This window comes from Croceivirga lutea (assembly GCF_014235875.1).
In the GTDB taxonomy this organism is placed as follows: Bacteria; Bacteroidota; Bacteroidia; order Flavobacteriales; family Flavobacteriaceae; genus Croceivirga; species Croceivirga lutea.
Window position 1 is genome coordinate 639,558 of sequence record NZ_JACJUK010000001.1, and the last position, 26,313, is coordinate 665,870.

General features: G+C 33.4%; 19 protein-coding genes and 1 tRNA gene. 12 read left to right on the forward strand and 8 right to left on the reverse strand.

What is annotated here, in order from left to right:
• Positions 1-37: 37 nt before the first annotated feature.
• Together H5V42_RS03000 and H5V42_RS03005 are read right to left on the reverse strand one after the other, a co-directional pair.
• Positions 38-1,621 (reverse strand): aldehyde dehydrogenase (NADP(+)), encoded by a 1,584-nt coding sequence (locus H5V42_RS03000; RefSeq protein ID WP_185781636.1) that lies wholly within the window; start codon positions 1,619-1,621, stop codon positions 38-40.
• The gene (locus H5V42_RS03005) at positions 1,618-2,526 is read right to left on the reverse strand and encodes a dihydrodipicolinate synthase family protein (protein ID WP_185781637.1); all 909 of its coding nucleotides are present in this window, start codon (positions 2,524-2,526) and stop codon (positions 1,618-1,620) included. The genes H5V42_RS03000 and H5V42_RS03005 overlap by 4 nt, the downstream gene beginning before the upstream one ends.
• Positions 2,527-2,657: 131 nt before the next feature.
• Here H5V42_RS03005 and H5V42_RS03010 point away from each other — a divergent pair, with 131 nt between their 5' ends.
• Together H5V42_RS03010 and H5V42_RS03015 are read left to right on the forward strand one after the other, a co-directional pair.
• Positions 2,658-3,512 (forward strand): AraC family transcriptional regulator, encoded by an 855-nt coding sequence (locus tag H5V42_RS03010; RefSeq protein WP_185781638.1) that lies wholly within the window; start codon positions 2,658-2,660, stop codon positions 3,510-3,512.
• A gap of 45 nt (positions 3,513-3,557) precedes the next feature.
• Positions 3,558-5,123, forward strand: coding sequence for a M28 family peptidase (locus H5V42_RS03015; protein WP_185781639.1), 1,566 nt, complete (start codon positions 3,558-3,560; stop codon positions 5,121-5,123).
• 43 nt (positions 5,124-5,166) lie between these two features.
• On the opposite strand, the gene H5V42_RS03020 is transcribed toward H5V42_RS03015, so the two are convergent.
• Positions 5,167-5,242 (reverse strand) — tRNA-His (locus tag H5V42_RS03020).
• Positions 5,243-5,373: 131 nt separating this feature from the next.
• Between H5V42_RS03020 and H5V42_RS03025 the strand changes: the two genes are divergently transcribed.
• The 3 genes from H5V42_RS03025 to H5V42_RS03035 all read left to right on the forward strand — a co-directional run bounded on the left by H5V42_RS03025 (position 5,374) and on the right by H5V42_RS03035 (position 11,619).
• Positions 5,374-7,398: a tetratricopeptide repeat-containing sensor histidine kinase gene (locus H5V42_RS03025; protein WP_185781640.1), complete on the forward strand. Its 2,025-nt coding sequence runs from the start codon at positions 5,374-5,376 to the stop codon at positions 7,396-7,398.
• Complete coding sequence (locus tag H5V42_RS03030) at positions 7,395-9,383, forward strand: tetratricopeptide repeat-containing sensor histidine kinase (RefSeq protein WP_185781641.1); 1,989 nt, start codon at positions 7,395-7,397, stop codon at positions 9,381-9,383. Before H5V42_RS03025 ends, H5V42_RS03030 begins: the two co-directional genes overlap by 4 nt.
• A gap of 145 nt (positions 9,384-9,528) precedes the next feature.
• Entirely contained in the window at positions 9,529-11,619 is a 2,091-nt protein-coding gene (locus H5V42_RS03035) for a tetratricopeptide repeat-containing sensor histidine kinase (RefSeq protein WP_185781642.1), read from the forward strand.
• Here H5V42_RS03035 and bshB1 read toward each other — a convergent pair.
• From bshB1 to H5V42_RS03050, 3 genes are read right to left on the reverse strand one after another with little or no spacing between them, the layout of a single operon-like run.
• A complete protein-coding gene (gene bshB1 / locus H5V42_RS03040; protein ID WP_185781643.1) occupies positions 11,616-12,338 on the reverse strand; it encodes a bacillithiol biosynthesis deacetylase BshB1 in 723 nt (240 codons plus the stop codon). The genes H5V42_RS03035 and bshB1 overlap by 4 nt on opposite strands.
• Positions 12,338-13,504: a trans-sulfuration enzyme family protein gene (locus H5V42_RS03045; protein WP_185781644.1), complete on the reverse strand. Its 1,167-nt coding sequence runs from the start codon at positions 13,502-13,504 to the stop codon at positions 12,338-12,340. The genes bshB1 and H5V42_RS03045 overlap by 1 nt, the downstream gene beginning before the upstream one ends.
• Before the next feature lie 43 nt (positions 13,505-13,547).
• Positions 13,548-14,954, reverse strand: a complete 1,407-nt coding sequence (locus H5V42_RS03050; protein ID WP_185781645.1) for an MATE family efflux transporter — start codon at positions 14,952-14,954, stop codon at positions 13,548-13,550.
• A 307-nt stretch (positions 14,955-15,261) separates the two neighbouring features.
• Between H5V42_RS03050 and H5V42_RS03055 the strand changes: the two genes are divergently transcribed.
• Positions 15,262-16,422 carry a M14 family metallopeptidase gene (locus H5V42_RS03055; protein WP_313792116.1) on the forward strand — a complete coding sequence of 387 codons (1,161 nt, stop codon included), beginning with the start codon at positions 15,262-15,264 and terminating at the stop codon, positions 16,420-16,422.
• 30 nt (positions 16,423-16,452) lie between these two features.
• Here the strand turns inward: H5V42_RS03055 and ccsA are convergent, their stop codons facing one another.
• Positions 16,453-19,626: a cytochrome c biogenesis protein CcsA gene (gene ccsA, locus H5V42_RS03060; RefSeq protein ID WP_185781646.1), complete on the reverse strand. Its 3,174-nt coding sequence runs from the start codon at positions 19,624-19,626 to the stop codon at positions 16,453-16,455.
• A 345-nt stretch (positions 19,627-19,971) separates the two neighbouring features.
• Entirely contained in the window at positions 19,972-20,109 is a 138-nt protein-coding gene (locus H5V42_RS15325; protein ID WP_313792117.1) for a hypothetical protein, read from the reverse strand.
• A gap of 96 nt (positions 20,110-20,205) precedes the next feature.
• Here H5V42_RS15325 and H5V42_RS03070 point away from each other — a divergent pair, with 96 nt between their 5' ends.
• From H5V42_RS03070 to H5V42_RS03095, 6 genes are all read left to right on the forward strand, one after another.
• A complete protein-coding gene (locus H5V42_RS03070; protein ID WP_185781647.1) occupies positions 20,206-20,952 on the forward strand; it encodes a Rossmann-like and DUF2520 domain-containing protein in 747 nt (248 codons plus the stop codon).
• Positions 20,936-21,463: a KdsC family phosphatase gene (locus H5V42_RS03075; RefSeq protein WP_185781648.1), complete on the forward strand. Its 528-nt coding sequence runs from the start codon at positions 20,936-20,938 to the stop codon at positions 21,461-21,463. The genes H5V42_RS03070 and H5V42_RS03075 overlap by 17 nt, the downstream gene beginning before the upstream one ends.
• A complete protein-coding gene (locus H5V42_RS03080) occupies positions 21,456-22,049 on the forward strand; it encodes a Maf family nucleotide pyrophosphatase (RefSeq protein WP_185781649.1) in 594 nt (197 codons plus the stop codon). The genes H5V42_RS03075 and H5V42_RS03080 overlap by 8 nt, the downstream gene beginning before the upstream one ends.
• An 86-nt stretch (positions 22,050-22,135) precedes the next feature.
• On the forward strand, positions 22,136-23,092 hold the full coding sequence (locus H5V42_RS03085) for a septum formation inhibitor Maf (protein ID WP_185781650.1): 957 nt from the start codon (positions 22,136-22,138) through the stop codon (positions 23,090-23,092).
• A gap of 4 nt (positions 23,093-23,096) precedes the next feature.
• A complete protein-coding gene (locus tag H5V42_RS03090) occupies positions 23,097-23,639 on the forward strand; it encodes a mechanosensitive ion channel domain-containing protein (RefSeq protein ID WP_185781651.1) in 543 nt (180 codons plus the stop codon).
• A 73-nt stretch (positions 23,640-23,712) separates the two neighbouring features.
• On the forward strand, positions 23,713-26,253 hold the full coding sequence (locus tag H5V42_RS03095) for a PIG-L family deacetylase (RefSeq protein ID WP_185781652.1): 2,541 nt from the start codon (positions 23,713-23,715) through the stop codon (positions 26,251-26,253).
• Positions 26,254-26,313: the final 60 nt, after the last annotated feature.

A 26,313-nucleotide genomic window follows, 5' to 3' on the forward strand; every position in this document is an offset into this window, starting at 1 on the left:
TCGGAATTTAGCTAGTTAACCACATATAATTCAAAACCTAGATTGCATCTTTTGTTTTATCGCCATTTACAGTTCTTAAAATCTGCAAGGGATTATCGTTTTTTAAAGCATCGGGTAACAGGTGGTTTGGCCAATCTTGAAAACTTAACGGTCTTACCCAACGTTGAATACCTTGAACACCAACAGCTCCGAACCTGCTATCTGTAGAAGCAGGATATGGGCCGCCATGTTGCATTGCGGTACAAACTTCAACCCCAGTAGGAACTCCATTAAAAATTACACGTCCTACCCTATTTTGTAAAGCGTGCACAACATCACCGTAGTCTTCAACTTCATTATCTTCTGAAATAAAAGTTCCTGTTAATTGTCCTTCTAAATTTGCTATTGCTTCTGTTAATTGCTCTTTATTTTGGAACTTAACCACTAGAGAAAATGGTCCAAAAACTTCTTGATGTAGTTGAGGGTTCTTTAAAAAACTTTCTCCATCTGCCGTTATAACAGCCTGCTTAGCATAATTTTGAGGAACATTACTAGAATAATCTGTAACAATGCTCACATCATTCTCTGCTAACATTTTTTTCTTGTTCTCTTCATAACGAGATAGAATACCCGGATTTAACATGCACATGGGCTCCACCTTTTCAATTTCTTCACCTAAAGTTGAAATAAAATCTTCTAACTCTTCACCCGCAATTCCAAGGATTAATCCTGGATTGGTACAAAATTGACCCGTACCTAGGGTTATTGAAGAAGCATACTTTTTAGCCCACTCTTTTCCCTTTTGTTTTAAAGCTTTAGGTAACACTATAACCGGATTGATACTTCCCATTTCAGCAAAAACAGGAATAGGTTCTTCTCGCTCTGCAGCCATATTAAAAAGGGCCCTACCACCACCTATACTACCTGTAAATCCAACTCCTTTAATTAAAGGGTGGTTTACCAATAATTTACCCACTTCAATGCCACTACTGTTTAAATTAGAAAACACGCCATTCGGCATTTTTGTGTTTTTAGCAGCTTTTAGTATTGCAGAGGCCACAAGTTCACCTGTACCAGCATGCATGGGATGACTTTTAACAACCACAGGACAACCAGCCGCCAGAGCACTGGCGGTGTCTCCACCAGCAGTACTATAGGCTAAAGGAAAGTTACTTGCTCCAAAAACAGCTATGGGTCCTATTGGGATTAGCATTTTACGCAAATCAGGTTTAGGATTTGGCTGCCTGTCCTTATTAGCTATATCAATTGAAGCATCAACCCAAGAACCGTCTTCCACCAAATCTGCAAACATTCGAAGTTGAAAACAGGTTCTACCTCTTTCCCCTTTTGCCCTACCTTCTGGCAATCCAGATTCGGCACAATAGGTTTCTATTAACTCGTTATCCAGAGCTTCTATTTCATCAGCAATTGCACGTAAAAATGTTGCTTTTTGAGTTCCAGTTGTTTTCTGAAATTCTTTAAAAGCATCCCAAGCTAAGGTAACGGCCTCTTTAAGCTCTTCTTCAGTAGCTTCAATAAACTGCCAACTGGTTTCTTTGTTTAGCTGTGGATTAAACGTTTTAAAAGTTTTAGAACCACTTCCTTTTAAAGCATTCCCTATATAATTTTTTCCTGTTATCATAAAGATTTGTAATCTGGTAATACAGGCCTAGAGGCCATAGCATCATTAATAATTTTTTGAACTCGTTTTCTTTCTTCTCCTTGTAATGGTAATCTTGGTGAGCGCACATTTTCAGTACCAATTCCCGTAGCTACTTCGGCTAACTTAATATTTTGTACAAGTTGAGGATTTATATCTAATTCTAATAAAGGTAAAAACCATCTGTAAATTGCTATAGCTTCTTTAACCTTACCTGCTTTTGCTAATTTATAAATGGCAACCGTTTCTTTAGGATAAGCGCAAACCAAACCTGCAACCCAACCGTCTGCACCAATTAATAAACTTTCTAAAGCTAAGGTATCTACCCCACAAAGAATACTTAAATTGTTTCCAAAAGCGTTTCGTAAGCGGTTAATATTAGAAATATCTCTGGTAGACTCTTTAACCGCAGTAATATTTTTGCATTTCAATAATTCTTCGAACATTTTTAGTGTTACCATGATTTTATAATCAACAGGATTATTATAAATCATGATAGGTAAGTCTGTACTGCTAGCAATAGCTTTAAAATATGCTACCACCTCAAAATCTGTGGCTTTATATTGCATTGGAGGCAATAACATTAAACCCTCAGCACCCCAATCTTTAGCATTTTGAGCAAGTTGAATTGCCGCTTTAGTTGAGCGTTCAGCAATGTTCATAATTACAGGTACAGCGCCATTTAATTGCGCTTTGGTATGTTCAACCAATTGTTGTTTCTCATACCTAGTTAAGGTACTTGCCTCTCCCAAACTTCCTCCTAAAATAATTGCACTTGCTCCTGCTTCAACCTGAGCGTTGAGATTTACAGTAAACATTTCTAAATCTAACTCATCTTGTTCTGTAAACTTTGTAGTGATTGCGGGCATTACACCTTTCCATTTCATAAGTTCTAATTTGAATTGGTATAAAATTATACTGCTTCTAAATAAAAAGATAAATAGATATTCGCCATTTTTGCCTTTATATTACCCATTATTTAATCATAATTTTAAATATTGAGGTAATTTTATAGTCAATGAAGATATATCCGTTTACCATTCCTAAACCACCGCATCAGAACATTACAATTCAAATAGACAAGGTTCCAGAATTTTATGATAGGTATCATCAGCATGAAGAAATTCAATTAAGTCTAATTGTTTCAGGTTCTGGTCAACTGTTGATTGGGAACAACGTAAGTACCTTTTCTAAAGGGGATTTAATTGGTATTGGTTCTAATCTTCCACATTTATTCAAAAGTGATGGTAAGGATAAGCAAAGTCATATGATTACCATATTCTTTTTAAAAAACGGATTCGGAACATCTTTTTTCAATCTTGAAGAAATGGAAGTAGTAGAAAATAGCTTTAACTATATTGAAAACGGATTTAAATGCGCTAATCCCTCCAAAGAAATAAAGGCAATCTTTACTTCATTTACAACGAATTCAAAATTTCTAAACGTTTTAGGTCTTTTACAATTACTAAATAGTATTGCCGAATTTCAAAGCGAATCAATACAGTTATTTGGAGGTTTATCCAAAATACCAAAAAATCAAGGTGAACGCCTACAAACTGTTATGAATTATGTACTAGAATATTATGCAAATCCCATAAAATTAGAAGAGGTATCTAATAAAGTGCATATGAGTAAAAATGCATTTTGTCGTTTTTTTAAACAGCGTACCAACAAAACGTTTTTCGAGTTTTTAAGTGAAGTTAGAATACACCATGCCAAACAAAAACTTATTACACAACTAGATAAAAGTGTCAACCAAATTGCATTAGATTGTGGATTTAACTCTATATCTAATTTTAATAAACAGTTCAAAGAAATTACCGGTAAGAATCCAATCTACTACAGAAAATCGGCCTCTAATTATTTGAATTGATTATTAACATCTTATACCTATTTTTATAACATAAAAAATAAGTAAATGAAGAAAATTCTTCTAGCAGTAACCCTAGGGTTTCTGGCATGTAACTCTTCTCAAAAATCCGTTACAGAAAATTCAAAAACAGAAAAAGAAACGGTTTCACCTATAGTTTATGCAAACACTATAACTGAAACTGAACTTAAAGAACATTTGTACACCTATGCTTCTGATGAATTTGAAGGTAGAAATACCGGTTCCAAAGGGCAAAAATTGGCTGTGGAATATTTGAAAAATGAATATGAAAGTTTGAATATACAACCGGCTCAAGAAGATGGAGATTATTTTCAAGATGTTCCTTTAGAAATAAGTAAAGTCCCTACAGGCACTATAGTTTTGAATGGTAAAGAATATAAGATAGGAACTGATTTTATTACATTTTCTAGTATGGAAACCAGTTTAGACAAAATTGTTTACGCCAATTTTGGAATTGAAACTGATGGCTATTCTGATTATTCAACTATTGATGTTACTAACAAAGTAGTTCTTATCAACTTTGGTGAGCCTAAAAATACAGATGGAACGTACGTAATTAGTGGCACTGCGCTACCGTCTAAATGGGGCAATTTTAATGAATCTTTATCTGACCGTTTAAAAATAGCCTACGACAAAGGGGCGAAAGGCATACTACTTATTAAAAATAATAATTATTCCAGATTATTATCAAGATTTGAATACATTGCCAATAGTTCAAGAGAAATTTTAAAATTAGCTACTAATAGTAGTGCAGATTTACCAATGATTATGGTTAACCAAAATCTTGGAAATCAATTTAAAAAGATAGTAGGTTCTGCTACTTCTTCTAAAGAAATTGAGGTAGACCTTGACTTAAATATTAAAAGCGGTAACAAGAAAATAAATTCTGAAAATGTAGTGGCATTTTTAAAAGGGAATGAGTTGCCAGAAGAGTATGTGGTAATTTCTTCTCACCTAGATCATATAGGTATATCTAACGATGGCCAAATAAATAATGGTGCAGATGATGATGGTTCTGGAACCGTTGCTCTTTTAGAGATTGCCGAAGCCTTTAAAAAAGCGGCAGATGAAGGAAATGGGCCAAAACGTTCCATAGTATTTTTGCATGTTACAGGTGAAGAAAAAGGTCTTTTAGGGTCTAAGTATTATACTGACTTTGAACCCATTTTTCCTTTAGAAAAAACGGTAGCCAATTTGAATATAGATATGATAGGTAGAATTGACCCAAACCGAGAAGGAGATAGAAATTACATTTATTTAATTGGCTCAGATAAATTAAGTACTGAACTACATGAATTATCGGAGGAAGTTAATAGTAAATATGCCCAATTGGAATTGGATTATACGTATAATGATGAGAACGACCCCAATAGGTTTTATTACCGTAGTGATCATTATAATTTTGCTAAAAACAATATTCCTATAATCTTTTATTTTAATGGCACTCACGAAGATTATCATAGACCAGGAGATACCCCTGATAAAATAAATTACGATTTACTACAGAATAGAACAAGGTTAGTTTTTCATACAGCCTGGGAAGTAGCCAATAGAGCTAACAAAATTGTTGTAGATAAACCCGTTATAAACTGAAGATAAAACAAAAAAAGCCGTTCAAATGAACGGCTTTTTATTTGGGTGGAAGACCGGGTTCGAACCGGCGACCTCCGGAACCACAATCCGGCGCTCTAACCAGCTGAGCTACAACCACCGTTTTTCAGCGGATGCAAAGGTAATTCTTTTTATTAAACCTGTCAAAGTTAAATTCACTAATTTCTTTTTTAAATCAACTATAAAGAATTTTAAGTAACTTAATTAAGAATATTCAATCAACACCACTAATTTGACAAGCAGATTCATCCCCATTTTGCAGCGAAAATTCTCATGTTTATACCTGATATTTTTTCTTGTATTTTTTTGTATTTCAATTTCTGCATTCGGACAAAAAAATCTGATAGACAGTTTACATCAGAAGATTGTAACCATTGAGTTACAAGACAATTTTAACCCTCAAAATACAAACTACATTGATTTACTCTTTAAAATTTCTAGAAGCTACATTTATCACAACCATGATAGCTTAAGGTTCTATGGAAACCGCGTTATTGAGTTAAGTAAAGAAATCAACTACCAAAAAGGTTTAGCGGGTGGTAACTTATCAGTTGGTGAGTATCATATATTAAATGCAGAGTTTGAAAAAGGGTTTGAACTGGTAAGTAAGGCTGAAAATTTAGCACGAGGTGTAGGTGCTGATACTATTAAATTAAAAAGTCTAAATTCAAATGCCATGGGGCGTTTTATGATGGGTGATTTTCCTAAAGCTTATCTCCTATGCAAACAAGGAGAAGAGGAGGCAGATAGCTCAAAAAATCAACAAATGCAAGCTCTTTTTGCAATGAATTTAGCCACAAGTTTCTCTATTTTAAAAGACCATGAACAAGCACAGCCCTATTACCAAAAAGCACTTGCCGTTTTAGAAAGTTATAAAGACGAAGAACTTAAAGCAGAGGTATTAAGCAATCTTGGTTATTTGAATCTACAAACCGGAAATTTAAAAAATGCAAAGGCTTACAGTAAAGAAGCAATTAAAACATTTCAAAAGACTAATTTCTATTCATGGGAAGCTTTTACTTGGACCACACTTGGAGAGGTTCATATTAAAGAAAAAAAATATTCAAAAGCACTAGAAAATTTTGATGCTTCAAGTAATTTACTCAAAAATGTAAGAGATAATCAAAGACTTGCTGAAAATGAAATTGGGTATGCCAAAGTTTACTTTGAGTTAGATAACTTGGATGAGAGTTATAAACATGCCAAAAAAGCTAAGGTAGCAGCTTCTGAAATTGATTATCATCAGGGTATTGTAAGTGCTTCAAAAATTATATATCGTATTGCATCAAAACAAAATAACACCGTTGAGGCCTTAGAGAATTTACAGTTAGCAAACCACCTTTCTGACTCAATTTTAGAATCTGAAAACAAAACCAGATTTCTACTTTTAGAAACGCAAAACCAACATCTATTAAATAAAGAAAGATTAAAGCTAGAAAATGAAAAACAACTTAGCCTAAGAAATATAGTCTTAATATTCTCTATAGGTATTTTAATTGTCCTCGGATTACTCTTTTATTTAATAAGTAGAAATGCAAGAAATCAGAAAAAAGCCTTTAACAAACTAAAAGAATCAAATTTTACTAAAGACCGAATTTTTTCAATTATTGGTAAAGATTTAAAGGCTCCAATAAATACGCTTCAAGAAATTTTAGAGCATTATAAAAACACCAATATATCAGATGAAGATATTCATTCAATGACGCCAAAGCTAAAAGAAAATGTTGAACTCAATTCGTTTATGTTGAATAACCTTTTGTTATGGGCAAAAATTCAAATGAATGGTTTACCAACCAATCCAAAAGAAGTGTATTTGCTAACGACAATAAATACTGTATGCGACTCTTTTAATAATTTAAATAGAGAGAAAAAACAACTATGTAGAAAACAAGTTGAAGAAAGTGCTACAGTTTACAGTGATGCTGAACACTTAAAAATAATTTTAAAAAACCTTGTTTCTAACGCCTTAAAATTCTCGCCTACGAATTCAACAATAAAATTTAGTTCTTTTAAAGAAGGAAATTATACCTTTATTTCCATCTCCAATGTTGGTCCTGTTATAAGCACACAAACGTTAGAGGCCATAGAAAATGGCCAAGTAGTTGAACCAGAGTTAGGAACCAATGATGAAAAAGGAACTGGTATTGGTTTACACTTAACTAAAGCCTTAGTGGAACTTAATAAAGGTTCAATAGATATCAAAAGTAATGATGAAAATGGAACTACCGTTACCCTTAAATTTCCAAATTTTAAATGAGAGTTAGCATAGTTATAAGTACCTTCTTAACGTTACTCATTTTGGCGTTACCAGAGGATGTTATTTCACAACAAAACAAAAAAGATAGCCTATTAACCCTTTATCAAGATTCTGAAACTTTTGAAGGTTTCCCAGTTAAACAAAGAATAGACATTCTAAATAATATTGCCAGCCTTTACATATTCAGAAATCCTGATAGTATTAAGTTTTATGCTGATGAAGCTATTAAGCTAAATCGTAATAAAACCTATCTAGATGGATATATAAACTCTTTAATAAAGCAAGCAGATTACTATATAGAAAAAGGCAATCAAACACAAGTAGATAAATTATATAAAACTGCTGATAGTTTAATAACTCAACCAGAGCAGTTTAAAGTTAAAATTGACTTATTAAAAGCCAAAGCTATCAATAGCTATTTTGAAGGTAGATTGAACAATATGTTGCGAAATACTTACGAAGCAATTGAGCTATCTCAACAAAATAAATTAATTAAAGATGAAGCTATTTTAAGACAAAACTTAGGCTTTTTATATTCCAATTATCGTCTTTTTGATGAAGCTGAAGCCGAGTACATTATTGCAGATAGTATTTGGAATTTACTACAAGAAAATACCAGACGTGTTTCTGCACTTTCTAATATGTCATTAAATTCTTTAAGAGCTCAAAAATATGAGGATTTTATTAAATATAATGACTTGGGAATTAAGATTTTAAATCCAAAAATAGACCCACTTTGGGCTTTTAGAATATATAGGGCTAGAGCAGAATATTATTTAACAAAACAGTCTTATTCTAAAGCAACTAGTTGGATGAAAAAAGCTGATAGTATAATTGGTGGTTTAGTAAACAGAAGAGAAAATCTAGAGGTCTATCTTTTAAAATCTAAAATTGCTTTAGCTAAAAAAGATTATGATGAAGCTTTACACTATTCAACTTTAAGTTATACAGAATCAGAAGAATTAAAGGATACTTCTAAAACAATTGCAGCACTAGACAATTTAAAAACAATAGCAGTTGAACAACAGCAATTTGATAAGGCGTTAGAATATTTTGATTTATCAGATAATTTAAAAGAAATATTTAATGAATCAGAGGCCGCCAGGGAACTTAAATTTTTACGTGCTAAGCAACAGTTTGATTCTGAAAGAGCTTTGATAACTATTCAAAACGAAAAAAAGTTAGCTCGCAGAAATCAAATCATAACTATAACACTTCTGCTAATTATAGCCTTATTAGCAATCTTATGGTTAATAAAGAATAATGTAAAAAATCAAAAAAAGGCGAATCTTAAATTACAAGAGTTAAACTCAACTAAAGACAAAATATTTACTATTATTGGGCACGACTTACGCTCCCCTATTAGTACCCTACAAGAGCTTTTAGAACTTTACAAAGAGAAGGAGATTTCTGACCAAGAAATTGCGAAAATCACATTACGATTAAAAGATAATGTAGACCAGAATTCTTACATGCTGAGTAATTTGTTAATCTGGGCAAATTCACAAATGAATGGTTTTACGGCTACACCAGTTAAAACAAATTTGCTAGAAACTTTTGAAAATGTTCACAGCATATTTTTAGAAAATATTGAAAAAAAGAACATTATGTTAACCCAAGAAATTTATTCAAAACACTTTGTTTTAATAGATTCTAATCATTTAAAAATAATTCTTAGAAACCTGTTGTCAAATGCAATTAAATTTACCAATAAGAATGGGCGTATTTATTTGAAATCAAAAGAAGAACAGGAAAATCTTTCACTGTCAATAGAAGATAATGGCATCGGAATATCTGATGCTGTTATTAATTCATTAAATAAAAAAGAGACAGTTCCTACCAAAAGGGGCACGCTTAATGAAAAAGGAACCGGTTTGGGGTTACAACTTTGTAAAGAGCTTATTGAACTTAATGGTGGTCAATTACAAATTGAAAATAATAGCAAGGTTGGCACCAAAATTACCCTAACGTTTGTAAAATCCTAACTCAATATAATTCTTAGAATTTCTTTCCTTTTATCGACAAAATGCATTGTATAATCGGTAAAACACACATTTTTCATCTGTTCACAACATTAATTAAGAATTCAGACTATTCTATTTTTTCTTTGATATTGTTTTTGAATAGATAATGCCTACTAAACAAAAATCTTACTGGTTCAAAGCCGTCCCATTTCTAACTAAGGTAACATACCTATGGTTATTTCTTACCTTTTTTTCAGTAAGTGCTCAAAATAACTTTAAATCTGATTTATTAAAAAAAATCAGAACATTTGAAGCCAAAAAATCTTTTAACGAAAGAGATACTACTTACATATTACATCACTGTGATTTAGCCAAGGAGTATAGATATTTTAATTCTGATAGTCTTCATTTTTTCGCATCCAGAGCATTAACTCTCAGCGAGCTTACGCAATTTGAAAAAGGAAAAATGTTAGCCTTAGGAAGCATGGGTGATTACTACTCCAATTCTGGTAATACCAAACAATCTATTACCTATTATAACGATGCGCTAGCATTAGCTCAAAAAAGAAAAGATATAAAAACGGTTACGCTAATAATGAATAGTTTAGCCTTAGAGCACCAATATGCTAGTAGATTTTCTAAAGCACTAAATCTATACTTAAAAGCAATTGATATAAGTACAGAGTATAAAGATGATAATATGTTATCCATCTTAAATGAAAATGTTGCTAACCTTTATATTGAACAAAACGATTTTACACATGCGCTAACTTTCTATGAAAAGGTAAAACAAATAAATAAACGGTTAGACAATGACCTTATTTCAGCCGAAACAATGAGTAACATAGCTTCTTTATATGCTGATTTAGGAAAATTTGAACACGCCATGTTTAATGTTAATCAAAGTATAGCCATTTTTGAGAAAAACAATATAAGTGACTGGTTGAGCTTTGCTTACGGCGTAAAAGGAAAAATATACCTTAAACAAAATAAATTTAAATGGGCTTTGTATTGGTATGACCAAGCCTCTCAATTAGATAAAACTATTGATGACCCTAGAAATAGTATTGAGATTTTTGATGGGTTCTCAAAAGCTTATTTAGCTGTAGAAGAAGACTCGCTAGCAGAGATTTACGCCAGTAAATGTTTTAACGTTTCAAAGAAAATTGCCGCACTTGAAGGTCAAAAAAATTCTTCAGAAACTTTATATAAAATATATAAAAATCAAGGAGACTTTGAACAAGCCGTTACTTTTCTAGAAATACATCAACAACTATCAGATAGCCTTTCTCAAGATGATTTAACTAATGGTATAAATCTACTCAAGACAGAAATGCAATATGAAAAACAAAAAGCTGAAATTATTGCTAAAAACGAAGAAGAATTGGCAAAACAGCGAAATTACATTTATGCAGCCATCATTGTTTTTATTATTCTTCTAGGTACTAGCATACCTCTATATTTTAATCAAAAGAAATTAGTTAGACTTTATAAAGAATTAAAGGTTAATACTAAAATACTCGAAGAGCGAGAAGAAGAATTAAGACGAATTGATAAAACTAAAAACCAACTGTTTTCAATCATAGGTCATGACTTAAGAGGTCCAATTGGTGGGTTACAAGGTTTACTGCGTTTATTTGCCAATAATGATATTCCAACAAATGAATTTGTAAAATATGTACCTAAGCTTAAGACAGATGTAGACCATATTCTTTTTTCTTTGAATAATCTGCTCTCTTGGGGCCAATCACAATTAAAGAATGATATTACGCAGCCAGCTATTATCCCGTTAAAAAATCAAGTAGAAGACAGTATTAAGCTTTTAGCTGAAAATGCAAAAGCAAAAAAGATTAAACTAACCAATTTGGTTCCAGAGAACGCCTACGTTTGGGTAGATAGCAACCAACTAGATATTATTATTAGAAACTTAATTAGTAACGCTATTAAATTTACTCCTAACAACGGAAATATTAGCGTAAGTGCTTGTTGCAGTGATACTGGTTGGGAAATTCAAGTAAAAGATTCTGGGGTTGGTATGACAGATGATATTCGTGAATCAATATTTAATACCGATACCAATGTCACCACTTTTGGTACTAATAATGAAAAAGGTACCGGCTTAGGCTTATCACTCTGCAAACAAATGGTAGAACGCAATAATGGTAAAATATGGGTAGAAAGTAAAATTAACCACGGAACAGCATTCTTTTTTACATTGCAAAAGGTTAAAAAAGAAAAACTTAAAAAAGCTAGTTAAATTAAGTTTGTTATCGAATCCACGGCAACAAACCTTTCTACTGTAAAACCTTCTGCAAAGTCTACCCCTACTAATCTTCCTAAATCTTGAGCTCTATAAGACACACTATCTAAAAAGTTTTTACTACTAATAGGTGTTTCAGGTTCTTCACTATCTGCATCAAAAAATTGAGAACTGTAGGCTAAAATTGATTCCTTTTTCTTTTCAATATATCCGCTAATGTCTACAACAAAATCAGGTTTTAGATTTTTCCATTGTATGTAATGATACACCAACTTTGGTCTCCAAGGATTTTGCCATTCATCATCACCATCTAGTTTGGTATCAATTTTAATTAAGCCACTTAAAAAACAAGCATCACTCACCAATTTTGACCCTTTTCCGTGATCTATATGCCTATCATCAACAGCGTTACAGAGAACAATTTCTGGTTTGTATTTACGAACCATTTTAATGATTTGCAATTGATGTTCACGGTCGTTACTAAAAAAACCATCGGCAAATTCTAAATTCTCACGTATGGTCAAACCTAAAATCTCTGCTGACTTTTTTGCTTCTTTATCTCTTAAGGCCGCCGAACCTCTGGTTCCTAATTCTCCTCTGGTTAAATCAACAACCCCAACTTTTTTACCATTAGCTACTTCTTTGGCAATAGTACCACCAGCACCTAATTCGGCATCATCTGGATGCGCTCCAAAAACAAGAATATCTAATTTCATTAAACTAAAGCTGTTTTAGCAGTTACCACCTCTAAGGCTTGCTCAATATCGTAAATAAGGTCTTCTGTTTCTTCAATACCAACAGAAAAGCGTATTAAACCATCTTTGATTCCTTGTTTAGCTCTATCCTCTGGACTCATTAGCGAATGTGAAGTTTTAACAGGTAGTAACATAGTACTTTCTACACCAGCTAAACTCATTGACGGTTTAATTAATTTCAAGGAACTTAAAAACAAAGAGGCATCTAAACCTTCTTTCAACTCAAAAGATAACATTCCTCCAAAACCATTCATTTGCTTTTTAGCTAAATCGTGCTCTGGATGCGCTGCTAGACCAGGGTAATAAACAGCATCAATTTCTGTGTGCTTATTTAAAAAGCTAGCCATTTGTAAGGCATTTTGATTCTGTGCTCTTACTCGTAACCCCATAGTCTTTAAACTACGTTCTAAAAGCCATACGGTTTGATCACTTAAACTACCTCCAAAACAAATAGAAGATTCCCAAATTTGTTTCATATGTTTTTCAGAGCAAGCTACTGCACCTGCGCAAATATCTGAATGCCCCCCCATGTACTTGGTAGCGCTGTGTAAAACAATATCAATTCCAAAATCAACTGGGTTTTGATTAACAGGGCTGGCAAATGTATTATCTATCATACTAACAATACCATTGGCCTTAGCTAAATTAGCCACAGCTTCAATATTAGTTACCGTTAGTAAAGGATTAGACGGTGTTTCTATGTAAATAACTTTTGTATTTGAATTTATTTCTTTTTCGAAATCTTCAACTTTCCAGCCGTTAGTAAACGAATACGATATCCCATATTTTTCGAGCTGTGTAACCGCAAAATTGTAAGTGCCTCCGTATAGCGTTTGTTGAAAAACAATGTGGTCACCAGCCTTTAAAAACGCCATTAAACAGTGACTAATAGCTGCCATACCACTACCAAATAACATTCCTGCTTCTGCATGTTCCAACGCAGCAATTTTCTTACCTAATGCCTCTTGGTTTGGCGTATTGTAATATCTAGGATATCGCTTTACATCTACATCTTCAAATGCATATGAACTAGACATGTAAATTGGAGAAACTGCCCCTTTAAACTGTTCGTCTTTTACCTCACCAACATGAGTGCATATGGTATTAATTCCTTTAGTCTTTTTCATGAAATTTTATTGATTTTTAAAAGTAAGAAAAATGAAAGCAATCTTAAACCTCAACCGTTTTCCATTTTCCTCTTTTGAACCACACAATGGCTAAAATTGCGAGTAAAACTTCAGCTGTTGTAATAGCTATAAAAACACCTACCGCTCCTAGTTCAAGTACAAGCGCTAAAATATACGCCAATGGTAATTGGTAAAGCCAGAATGAAATTAAATTAATCTTAGTGGGTGTTTTTGTATCACCTGAACCATTAAAGGCATTGGTTACCACCATACCATAAGCGTAAAAAATGTAGCCCGCAGCAATAATTTGTAAACACAACGCGCCATTATTTACAACTGCTGGGGTATCATTAAACATACTTACTATTTGTTTTGCTAGTAATAGATAGATGATTGATACTAACCCCATAAAAAAAGCATTGTACTTACCCGTAAGCCAGACAGACTTTTCTGCTCTAGAAGGTTGTTTAGCACCAAGGTTTTGCCCAACTAACGTGGCAGCTGCGTTACTCATTCCCCAAGAGGGCATTAAAGTAAACATCATAACACGAATGGCAATTGTATAACCAGCTAAGACCTCGCTACCAAACTCAGACATTATTCGCATTAAAAAAACCCAGCTAGAAGTACCAATTAAAAACTGAACAATACCTCCTATTGAAACTTTTATTAGATTATTCATCACTTTTAAATTCAGAACAAAATTTGATAGGGCTAAACGAATTTTACTCCATCCAAAAAACAAAATTCCAAGTTGAAATATTACCGCTGTTCCACGCCCTATATTGGTTGCAATTGCTGCACCCATAACACCGTATTCTGGTATGGGACCCCAGCCAAAAATAAAAATAGGATCAAGAATAATATTTAATCCATTAGACAACACTAATGCCCACATAGCAATACTAGCATCACCAGCTCCTCTAAAAATTGCATTAATTAAAAAGAGTAATAGAATGGTAATATTACCACCTATAAGCCATTTGGTGTACCCATAGCCTTCTGCAATTAAATCAGATTCAGCACCCATTAACCCCAAGATTTCTTTACTGTAGATAAAACCAATAACACCAACACTAACTGCAACTAATACTCCTAACAAGATAGCCTGCACAGCTGCTGTTTGGGCACCCATTAAATCCTTCTCTCCTACCCGGCGAGCTACAATAGCTGTTGCAGCCATGCTTAAACCAATTGCAACAGCGTAGACTAAGGTTATTACCGACTCTGTTAAACCTATTGTTGCTACTGCGTTAACACTTACTTGAGAAACGTAAGCAATATCTACCAAGGCAAAAATGCTTTCCATCAGCATTTCTAAAATCATTGGTATTGAAAGCATAAAAATTGCTTTCCTAATGCTTCCTTTAGTGAATTCTTGTTCTTTGCCTGTAACGGCAATCCAGAAATAGTTGAATAGTTTTTTTATTGAAAAAGGTTGTGATGACATGATGTGTAAATTATGTAATTAATGAAAGAAAAGTGCAAACTCAAAACCAAAACTCAAGTTCTGGTTTTATAGGTCCAGTGCTATGTTTGCGCTGCTGTACATAATTTTTTTACTTCATGATGACATAAAAATGCAAAAAAAATTCATGCCATTGCTACAAAAATGGATAAATTTCAAAATTCAATTTAGCTGTACTCCTATCATGAAACTTCGATTTACCCTCATTTTATTAGTATTCATTTCAATTTTAGCATGTAAAAACAGTAAAAACGTTAGTGGCTATCAAGGCCAAGGGCCAAACCCTATTGTGTCGACAAAAACTAAACCGGTACAAAAGCAGTGGAAAGGTATTTGGGCATTTCAAGATAGTACTGTATTCTTTAGTAATACCTTTGATGGAGCTAGACTAAACGGGGTGGCTCATAATGGTGGTAACTCTTACACTATTTGGATAACAGCCGAAAATACCCCAATTAATCCAAGTCCTTGGTATGCATTTAAAGTTTGGAGCAAAGAAGCTAAGGATATAACGGTAAATTTTACTTATCAAGAAAGTAGAAGTAGGTACTATCCTAAAATAAGTTCTGATGGTATTAATTTTAAAAAACTGGATAGTACGCAATATAAAATTATCAATCCTGGTGAAGGCGAATTTGGTATAAAGGCTGCTCCTGAACAAATTGAAATTAGCTTAGCAGTAAATAAAAAACCTCTTTTGGTTTCCGCTCAAGAATTATACACCTCATCACGAGTAAAGCAATGGATAGATACACTTTCTCAAAAAGAATTTATTTCTAATTATGAAATTGGAAAAAGTAGAGAAGGTAGACCTATGAATTTAATGAAGATTTCTGAAAGCGATACCAAACAAGCTTTGGTTATTATTTCTCGCCAACACCCACCAGAAGTTACAGGGTTTTTAGCCATGAAATCATTTGTAGAAACCTTAGCTGGTGATTCTGAACAAGCTATATCTTTTAGAAAAAAGTTTACGGTTTATAATGTACCACTGATGAATCCTGATGGCGTTGACAATGGTAATTGGCGCCATAATATGGGTGGAATTGACTTAAACAGAGATTGGTTTAAATTTAATCAACCTGAGACAAGGGCGGTTAGAGATTTTTTAGCTTCCAAAGCCGATGAAGGAGTTGAATTTGTTTTTGGAGCTGACTTTCATTCAACGTGGGATGACATTTATTATCCCTTAGATTCGACCATCACTGGCCAGAAAGGACAAATAGTATTTGATTGGATTACTAGTATTAGCAGTAGATTACCAAAAAAACAAACAAATGTGAGTGCTTCTTCTAAATTACACCCAACTATGGTATCTCGTAATCACTTTTATGCTGCACATGAAATGCCCGCAATAGTCTTTGAACTGGGGGATAATACGCCAAGAGACTTTTTGAAAGAAAAGGGAAAAGTAGCAGCGGAAGAACTTATGCGCTTACTTATGGAGTAATAAAACGTTAAAAATGGAAGTAATAATCTTCTAGCTCTTAACGTAATTGGCTTTATATCGCCAGTAACTAATTCCTCCTAGAATTAATACACCTAAAACAATGTATTTTACATAGTCAGGCGTAATAGCAGCAGAACCAGATTGGGCATAGCTATGTAAACCAACCAGATAGAAGTTTACTCCAAAATACGTCATCATAATACTACCATAGGCAACTACACTCATAAAATTGTAAATCCACTTTCCGCGAAGTCCAGGAACAAAACGCATGTGAATAACAAAAGCGTAAACCATTATAGAGACTAATGCCCAGGTTTCTTTTGGATCCCAACCCCAATAACGGCCCCAACTTTCGTTGGCCCATTGTCCACCAAGAAAGTTACCAATAGTTAACATAACCAAACCAATAGTCAAAGAAAGCTCATTGATAATGGTTAATTCTTGTAAGTTTAAATCCATTCGTTTTTTATTCTTTTTATTGGTAAGAATTATAAGTAAGAGCGCTGTAACCCCTAATATCATACCTACGGTAAGTGGACCATAACTACCTACAATTACAGCTACATGAATCATTAACCAATAACTATCTAAAACAGGAACAAGATTTGCAATCGCAGGGTCTACCCAACTTTGATGAGCAATCCATAACAACATTGCAGCAACAAAGGCACTAGCAGAAAGGGTTAAATCACTTTTCTTCATAAAAAGTAAGCCCATACCCATTGTGGCCCAAGCAACATATAAAATACTCTCGTAAGCATTACTCCAAGGGGCGTGCCCAGATATATACCAACGAAGCAGTAATCCGGCGGTATGCCAAATAAAGAAGAGTACTATTGTTCCTTTTAAAACATAGGTAGCTGCTTTCCACAACTCTCTATCCTTAAAAATTCTAAATACTAGAACAAAAAATAGAAGTGCCCCTATTAAACCATAATAGCGATAAAGTCTATTAAAGATATCTAGCTTATTATATAGTATTTCTGTTTGTATCCTCTTATCTGAAGGTAAAACTTCAGCACCATGATTTTTTTGATTTTGCTTAAACGCTTCTAAAAGCTTATCTGGTGTTGCGTAATTTTTACTATTAATTGCCCCTTGTACAGAGTTTAAATAATAAGGAATGGAATTCTGCATAAAGTTGGCATACAATGAATCTTGAACTGTATATTGGCCCGAACGATACTCAATCGGGGATATCCATTTGTTATTTTCATCATCTAATAGCGGGTATATTTTTAAAATTTCTCCGCTAAGCGCCATATTCAATAAGCTAAAACGCTCATGTGTTTTAATGAAATCTTTTTGAAATTTACTTGGGTTTGTAGTTGCAGTGGCCTCTTCTAAATAAGGCTTTAATTTGTACATACCTGTGGCATCAAAAAGTTGGGTAGCCTTTATAAATTTTTCAGTTTTATCAACTCCTATAATTTCTCTAATACTATCATTCTGTCTAAAATCTATACTAATAAATTTAGTGTTATACCAAGCAGCAGGATTCATCATCATAGAGATAAAAACTTGGTCAGAATTCATATTCTTGAATTTGTCTTTACCGCTTAACTTTCGTAACAATTCCGAAGTAAACGTATGCAGCGGTTTCATTCTACCACCTTCATCTTGAACAACTAAAGCACCAAACTTATCTGCATGTTCTTCACTAACCGTGGTTGCTTTTAAAATGCTATCAATTTGAACATCTGTAGGCATGGTATTATGTGCCTCTACGCCATCACCTTGTTGTGCAATTGTAATTCCAAAAAACAAAAAGGCCATAACACCTAAAACTGCTTTTTTAGATTTTACTTTTTCTAAAGATGTTGCTAGTTTTCTAAAACGAGTATCTCCAAAGAACATAATACCCATTAAGCCAATGTAAAGTAAAAAATAGCCTACATAGGTTATCCAAGTACCCCACTGGTCGTGATTTACAGATAGTACCGTTCCCTTTTCATCGGGCATAAAGCTAGCTTGAAAAAAACGATACCCTCTATGGTCTAAGATATTATTCATAAAAATATCATAATCAAAAGAACGCTCATCTTCAACGGTAACCTTACTCATAAAAGACTTGTAACTACTTACTGTACCTGGATACTTCTCTGCAATAAAGTCGTTCAATTTTACCTTAAAAGGCAATTCGTATTCTTTAGAACCATATTTCAATGCTACCTCTAGCCCACCAACTTTTATTTTATCAGTAAAATTTGCCGGACCTTTGCCGCCTAAAATGGTAACTTCTTTAGATTCATTACCAACAGTAACATTTACCACTAAACCATTTGCTGTCTCCTCAGTAATTTCATTTTTAGGAACTTCAACTATACCGTATTCTCCTTCAACTACAGGTTCAGGAATTACAAATTGCATACCGGCCATATTGTATAAAGAACGTAGCTGTAGCGTTTGTAAACTATCTGCAATAACTTCTCCTTGAAATTGGTCTGCCATTCGCATAAAACCACCTTGATATGGGGCTCTAATTTGATAAATAGAATCAGAAGTAAAAATATTTATGGCATCTTGAGTTTCATTATTTAGAGCAAATAAAATATTGTGGATTAAACTTACCTGACCATCTTCTAAATAATGTTCATGACGTTGACCATCACCAGCCTCAACAATTTTTAGATACTTTTTGCCGCCTTCTTTGGGCACCATTCCTTTTTTTACGCCTTCTATAAAATCTACATAGTCTATACTAAAGTCAATACCATTAAACTCACCTTTATACGGAAAATTAGCACGCTTACCTTCTGGTGTAATAATAACGGGTTGCTCGGGTAGTGTTTTACGCATTAATTGCCCATCTATATCACCATCAATAAAAGCAGAAATGTAGGTTTTATCAGAGTAAAAAATGTTTTCTGATTGCCCTTCACGTATTGGCATTACGCCTTCATAACTTATGTATCTGGTTACAAATGCCCCAAGTATTATTAAAATCCATGAGAGGTGTAGTACTAGTACTGGCCATTTTTTCCATTGCAGCAATTTATATCTAGAAATATTACCTAGAAAATTGATTACAAAAAAGAGCATTATAGCTTCGAACCACTTTGCGTTGTAGATAAAAATTCTTGCAGTTTCAGTACTATATTTGCTTTCTATAAATGTGCCTATACCCATTGCAGCAGCAAAAACAATAAAAAGCAGGGCCATTAAACGTGTAGAGAAAAGGTACTTCTTCAGAAAATCAAGCATGACATTTGTTCTATCAGCATGCAAAAATAAGGCATAGAATGATAGTTCTTAATACCAAATTATATAAAAGAAATTTAAATTATTTGAGACCTTTAAATTAGTGAGGTCTAGCTTGAAAAAGATTGATATAAAAAAAGGTGCCCACAATGCGAGCTCTATTTTTGGCGATATTGGTTTTTCACCCTTAAAAAGGGAGTCTAGTGTTTTAAACCATAGATTTAACCAAACTCCAAAGTGCATTTCATTTATCGTATAATTTTCTGCAGCATCTACTTTTTTGTGCACTTGCAAGGGATTACCCTAAAATTTAGCTACAAAAAATAAATTGGTTTCCCAAAAATCAGTCTAACCCTTCAAATGTTCTGGCCAATTATTTATGTGTTTATTAAAATTTGGCCCCACCAAATCATTCTTTCTAACCTCAGCGTAAAAAGTGTTCACCAATTTATAAACATCCGCTCTATTTTCTAGGTCTTTCAACATAGTATCCTTGCTTTCTTGGCGCATTAAATTTACTAACTAACGTGTTTTAGTGTTGAAAAAAGTTACCTACTCTCAAAACAAATTTTACATTTGAGCATGCATTCAATTGTTTTATTAGGTTCAGGAAATGTTGCACATCACCTATTTGCAGTATTACAACCTTATATTATACAGGTTTATGCAAGAAATGCAGAAAATCTAAAGTCTTTTTCACAAGTAAAAACCACTACTAAAAAGAATGAAATTGCCGATGCCGATGTATACATTATTGCGGTAAATGACGATGCTATAGAAGAGGTTTCTACACTCCTAACCTCAAAATCTGGTCTAGTTGTTCATACTTCGGGTAGTGTTAGCATAAACGCTATTGTTACTTCTAGAAAAGGCGTTTTTTATCCGTTGCAAACCTTTACTAAAGGTAAAAAGCTAGATTTTAAAAACATACCTCTTTGTATTGAAGCACAACGTATAGAAGATTATGAGTTATTGGAAAAAATAGGTGGTAGTATTTCTAATTTAGTTCGAAAAATTTCTACCAAGCAGCGTCAAACCTTGCATGTTGCAGCGGTATTTGTGAATAACTTTAGTAACCATCTTTTTTATTTAGCAGAAGAAATTTGTGCACAAGATGCAATTGAATTTAATTTGCTGAAACCGCTTATAGAAGAAACAGTGGCAAAAATTCAGGATTTATCTCCTAAAAAAGCCCAAACCGGTCCTGCAAAACGAAATGACGAAAAAACAATGCATCGGCATTTACAGCAATTAACAGCAGAAAATAATAAGAAAATATACCAGCTTTTAAGCCAGTCTATTCAAAAAACCTATGAAGAAAAACTATAAAGAATATCTAAAAGACATTACCACATTTGTATTTGATGTAGATGGTGTTTTTACAGATGGTTCAGTATTAATTACAGAAACGGGAGAATTGTTACGAAAAATGAGCGTAAAAGACGGGTATGCGCTAAAAACTGCAATTCAAAAAGGATATAATGTTTGCATAATTACTGGTGGTACTAATGAAGGTGTAAAAACAAGACTTAAGGGTCTTGGCGTAACCGATATTTACATGGGTGCCCACCACAAACAAGACCAGTTAGATGAATATTTAGATATCTACGACATTAACCCAGAAAATGTGGTTTACATGGGTGATGATATGCCTGATATACCGCCCATGAAGATGGTAAAATTAGCCACTTGCCCGCAAAACGCTATACCTGAAGTTAAGGTAATCTGTGATTATGTATCGCATAAAAATGGAGGCGATGGTTGTGTTAGAGATATCATAGAACAAGTAATGAAAGTTAGAGGCGACTGGAATGCAAATTTTAGTGCAAAAAATGACTAAAAACCCATTAGCAAAACACCTAGAAGGTAAGAAAGTAATACTTGCTTCTGGTTCTCCTCGAAGAAAAAAATTCTTTGAAGATTTTGGCGTTGATTTTGAAATTCGACTAAAATCTGTTGAAGAGGTTTATCCAGAAAATTTAAAAGCTGCTCAAATTTCTGATTTTCTTGCAGAATTAAAAGCATCTGTTTTCGAAGGAACATTAAAAAAAAATGAAATCCTCATCACCTCTGATACTGTTGTGTGGCATAATGGCGAATCTTTGGCAAAAGCTTCGAATGAACAAGAAGCTATTAAGATGCTCCATAAACTATCTGGGCAATGGCATCAGGTAATTACGTCAGTATGTTTTACAACAACTACAAAACGGCAAACCGTAAATGCTTTAACAAAAGTTAAGTTTAAAGTCTTAACTACCCAAGAAATCAACTTTTATATTGAAAAGTATAAACCCTTTGATAAGGCAGGTGCATATGGCATACAAGAGTGGATAGGTGCTATAGGTATAGAAGAAATTAATGGTGCCTATAATACAGTTGTTGGTCTACCTACCCATCTTGTTTACAAAACCTTACTAGAGCTTTAATTTTGTAAAGTTCATGCAAATGTTATAAAACGTTAAGATGTATTCATTGCTGGGAAGGCTATTCTAACTTTGTTAAAAACTGAATTATGAAAACCCATATACAATTAACTATCAAATTAGTAGTGTTAAGCTTTGTAGTTACCTTTTTAAGTAGTTGCATGGAGCAAAAGAAGGAAGAGCATAAAGAAATAGCATCTGCCGAAATTCTCAAAGTTGAAGAGAAAACAGAGCCCAAAAAACCACTTTCTAAAGAATTTAAATCATATTGGTATGCGGGTGAAGCTGAAATAACATCTTATAAATTGGAGCAAGCCCGCTATGGTGAACTTCGAGAAGGCAATGCTGTACTTATTTATGTTACTGAGCCTTTCTTACCAGAAATTCAAGTTAAAGCAGACAAGGCTTCAAAAACTAATATTCCAGTACTCAAACTAAATGCTACAAAGAATTTTCTAACAGGTATTTATCCGTACTCAATAATGAGCAGTACGTTTTACCCAGTATATGATAATCAACATGCCATTAAAACAAGCTTATCTATGCAAGAATGGTGTGGTCATGTATATGCGCAACTCAACAATAGAGAACAGTTTGAGATAACTTCGCATTCGTATTTTGAGAATGAAGCGGACCAAAATTTAAATTTAGATAAAGTAGTATTAGAAAACGAAATTTGGAATAAGATTAGAATAAACCCAGAAGACCTACCTAAAGGAAATATTAAACTTTTACCCTCATTAGAATTTTTTAGGTTAAAACATGTAAAAATTCAAGCACAAGAAGCTCTTGCCAACTTAGAAGAAGTAAACGGATTAACCACATATACCATAGATTATAAAAACATAGAAAGAAAGCTTAGTATTACATTTTCTTCTAACTTTCCATATGAAATTGAAGGGTGGACAGAAGAATACATAAGCGGATTTGGTCCAAAGGCGAAACTAATGAAGTCAACAGCTACTAAATTAAAAAGCCTAAAAACTCCGTATTGGAGACAAAACAGCATAATTGACACTAAGTTGAGAAAAGACTTGGATTTGTAAATACATGGAAAAATACGTTTTTCAATATCAATCTGAACTGCTAGGCACATTAATTTGTTTAGCAGTTTTTTTAATTCTAAGGTTTATAACCGTTAAAACCATTAGGAGAATAGGACGAATAAGTGATTTAAACCAAGTTCGTACCCGTTTGGTTATCACTTATATCAGCTTTGCACTATTTGCCATTTTGGTTATTGTAATTGTTCTCATTTGGGGCGTAAATATTAGGGAAATTGGTTTAATAGTTTCCTCCATATTTGCGGTCTTAGGTGTAGCTCTTTTTGCTACCTGGTCAGTATTAAGTAATATTACTTCAGGGATAATATTGTTTTTTTATTTTCCCTATAAAATAGGAGACCGAATACGTATACAAGACAAAGACTTTCCAGAAGAAGCTATAATCGTAGACATTAAAGCCTTTAACGTTAATCTTTTAAAAGAGAATGGCGAATTGTTAATCTACCCCAACAACCTTCTTTTGCAAAAAGGTGTAGTACTTATACAAAAGCAAGTAGCTACAGATGAAGATTTTGAGCCTCATCTTTAGGGTGTTAAAGAAGTTCTAAACAAAAATAATCCCGTTTTAAACTTATTATATTTGAGATTCAAATTAACCAACTATGCGTAAAGCAAACGCTCTTTTTACACTATTTTTTTTAGTAGTACTAGGCCTAAGTGCCCAAAATACTCATGTTAAAACTTCTGCAGAGATTCATCATGAGATTCAGAAACTTAACTTTTTAGGAACCGCATTATACGTTGCTGCACACCCAGATGATGAAAATCAACGAATGATTTCTTATTTGGATAATAATCTAAAAGCAAGAACAGTATATCTTTCAATTACAAGAGGAGATGGCGGTCAAAATTTAATTGGTCCAGAATTAAAAGAATTATTAGGTGTATTACGAACTCAAGAATTATTACAAGCCAGAAGTATTGATGGTGGGGAACAACGATTCACTAGGGCAGTTGATTTTGGATATTCAAAACATCCAGATGAAACTTTAGAAATTTGGGATAAAGAAAAAGTATTGTCAGATGTTATTAGAGTTATAAGAGAAATAAAGCCAGATATTATAATAAATAGATTTGACCATAGAAGCCCTGGATCAACGCACGGCCATCATACCTCCTCGGCTATGTTAAGTTATGAAGCTTTTGATTTATCAAATAATAATAATGTATATCCTGACCAGCTAAATACGTTGGCACCTTGGCAACCTAAGAGAATATTTTTCAACACATCTTGGTGGTTCTATGGTAGCCGAGAAAAATTTGAAAATGCTGACAAGTCAAATCTTTCTGCAGTCGATATTGGTGTTTTTTATCCTGAATTAGGTTTGTCTAATAATGAAATTGCCGCAATGGCGCGTAGTCAACATAAATGTCAAGGATTTGGACAATTAACCTCTAGAGGCTCAACAGAAGAATATCTAGAGTTTTTAAAAGGAGAACCACTACAAAACAAGTCAAATTTATTTGAAGGCATTACTACCACTTGGAGCAGAGTTAAGGGTGGTGAAGAAATTGGGGCTATTTTAAATGAAATTGAAGAAAACTTCAACTTTTCAAATCCTGCTATACACCTTAAAAAATTGACTGAAGCTTATCAATTACTTCAAAATATTGAAGATGAACACTGGAAAAAATTAAAATCAAAACATTTAAAAGATATAATTCTTTGGTGTGGGGGCATTTATTTAAATGCTAATCCTGCTCAAGCAGCGGTAATTCCAGGGGACTCTTTACAATTGGCTATTGAAATTTTAAACAGAAGTAATGCCCCAGTAACACTGAATAGAATAGCTTTAAGTGATGGATTGTTCTCTAAAATGTACAATACAGACTTAAAAGAGAATCAAAAAATAAATTTTGATATTCAGTTAAAAACCGCAAAAAAAATGGCATATACATCTCCTTATTGGCTAGAGGAAAAAGGAGATTTAGGAGTATACAAAGTAACCAATGAAAACCTTATTGGTTTACCAGAAACACCAGTAGCTATGACAGCTACATTTTCATTAAATGTCGACGGAATAAAAATAGATTTTGAAAAACCAGTAGTTAGAACATTTTCAAGACCCGACAAAGGAGAGCTTAATGAACCTTTTGTAATGCTTCCAGAAATTACCTTGTCTTTTAATGAAGATGTGTTTGTTTTTTCTGATGATTCTTCAAAAAAGCTTGAGGTACAGTTAAAACCAGGTAGAGATAATGTACAAGGTTACCTAAAACCACAATTACCCGAAGGCTGGGTAGCTAACCCAAAAGAAATACCGTTTTCAAATATCAAGAAAGGTGACCTTAGAAGCTTTTATTTTGAAATAACTCCGCCAGAAAATGAAAGTATTGGCACCATAGCTGTTATGGCTGAAATTGATGGAAAAACCTTCTCAAAATCTTTGGTAGAAATTGAGTATGACCATATTCCAAAACAATCTGTTTTATTACCAGCGGAAGCCAAAATAGTTCGATTAAACATTAAGAAAGAAGGAGAGCTAATAGGGTATATCGCGGGAGCTGGTGATAAAGTACCAGAAAGTTTAGCTCAGATTGGATATACCGTTGAGACTATTGATGTTGATAACCTACAATTAAGTCAACTATCTAAATACGATGGTATAGTTATGGGTATACGCGCATATAACGTTGTGGAAGCCCTAAAGTTTAAACAAGCAATTTTATTAGAATACGTAAAAAATGGAGGCAATTTAATTGTACAGTACAACACGGCCAATAGATGGCGAGGCCAATTTGAAAATATTGCACCATATTCTTTAACTATTTCTAGAGATAGAGTTACTAATGAATTTGCAGAAGTAGAGTTTATTGCCCCTACTCATCCGTTAGTTAATTATCCTAATAAAATTGAAGTATCTGATTTTGACAATTGGGTTCAAGAAAGAGGGCTATATTTTCCAAATGAATGGGGTAAAGAGTTTACACCTATTTTTGCAATGAATGATAAAGGTGAAAGTCCTAAAAAAGGAAGTCTTTTAGTGGCCCCTTATGGTAAGGGAAACTATATATATACAGGACTTAGTTTTTTTAGAGAATTGCCAGCAGGAGTACCAGGTGCATATAAATTATTTGCAAACATGCTGTCAATTGGGCTTTCATCAAACAATACTAACACTAATGGCAAAGGAAGACCATAGTTCAAAATACATTTGGAAAAAAGAATATACCCTTGTTCTTGTGTTAAACGCCCTTTATAT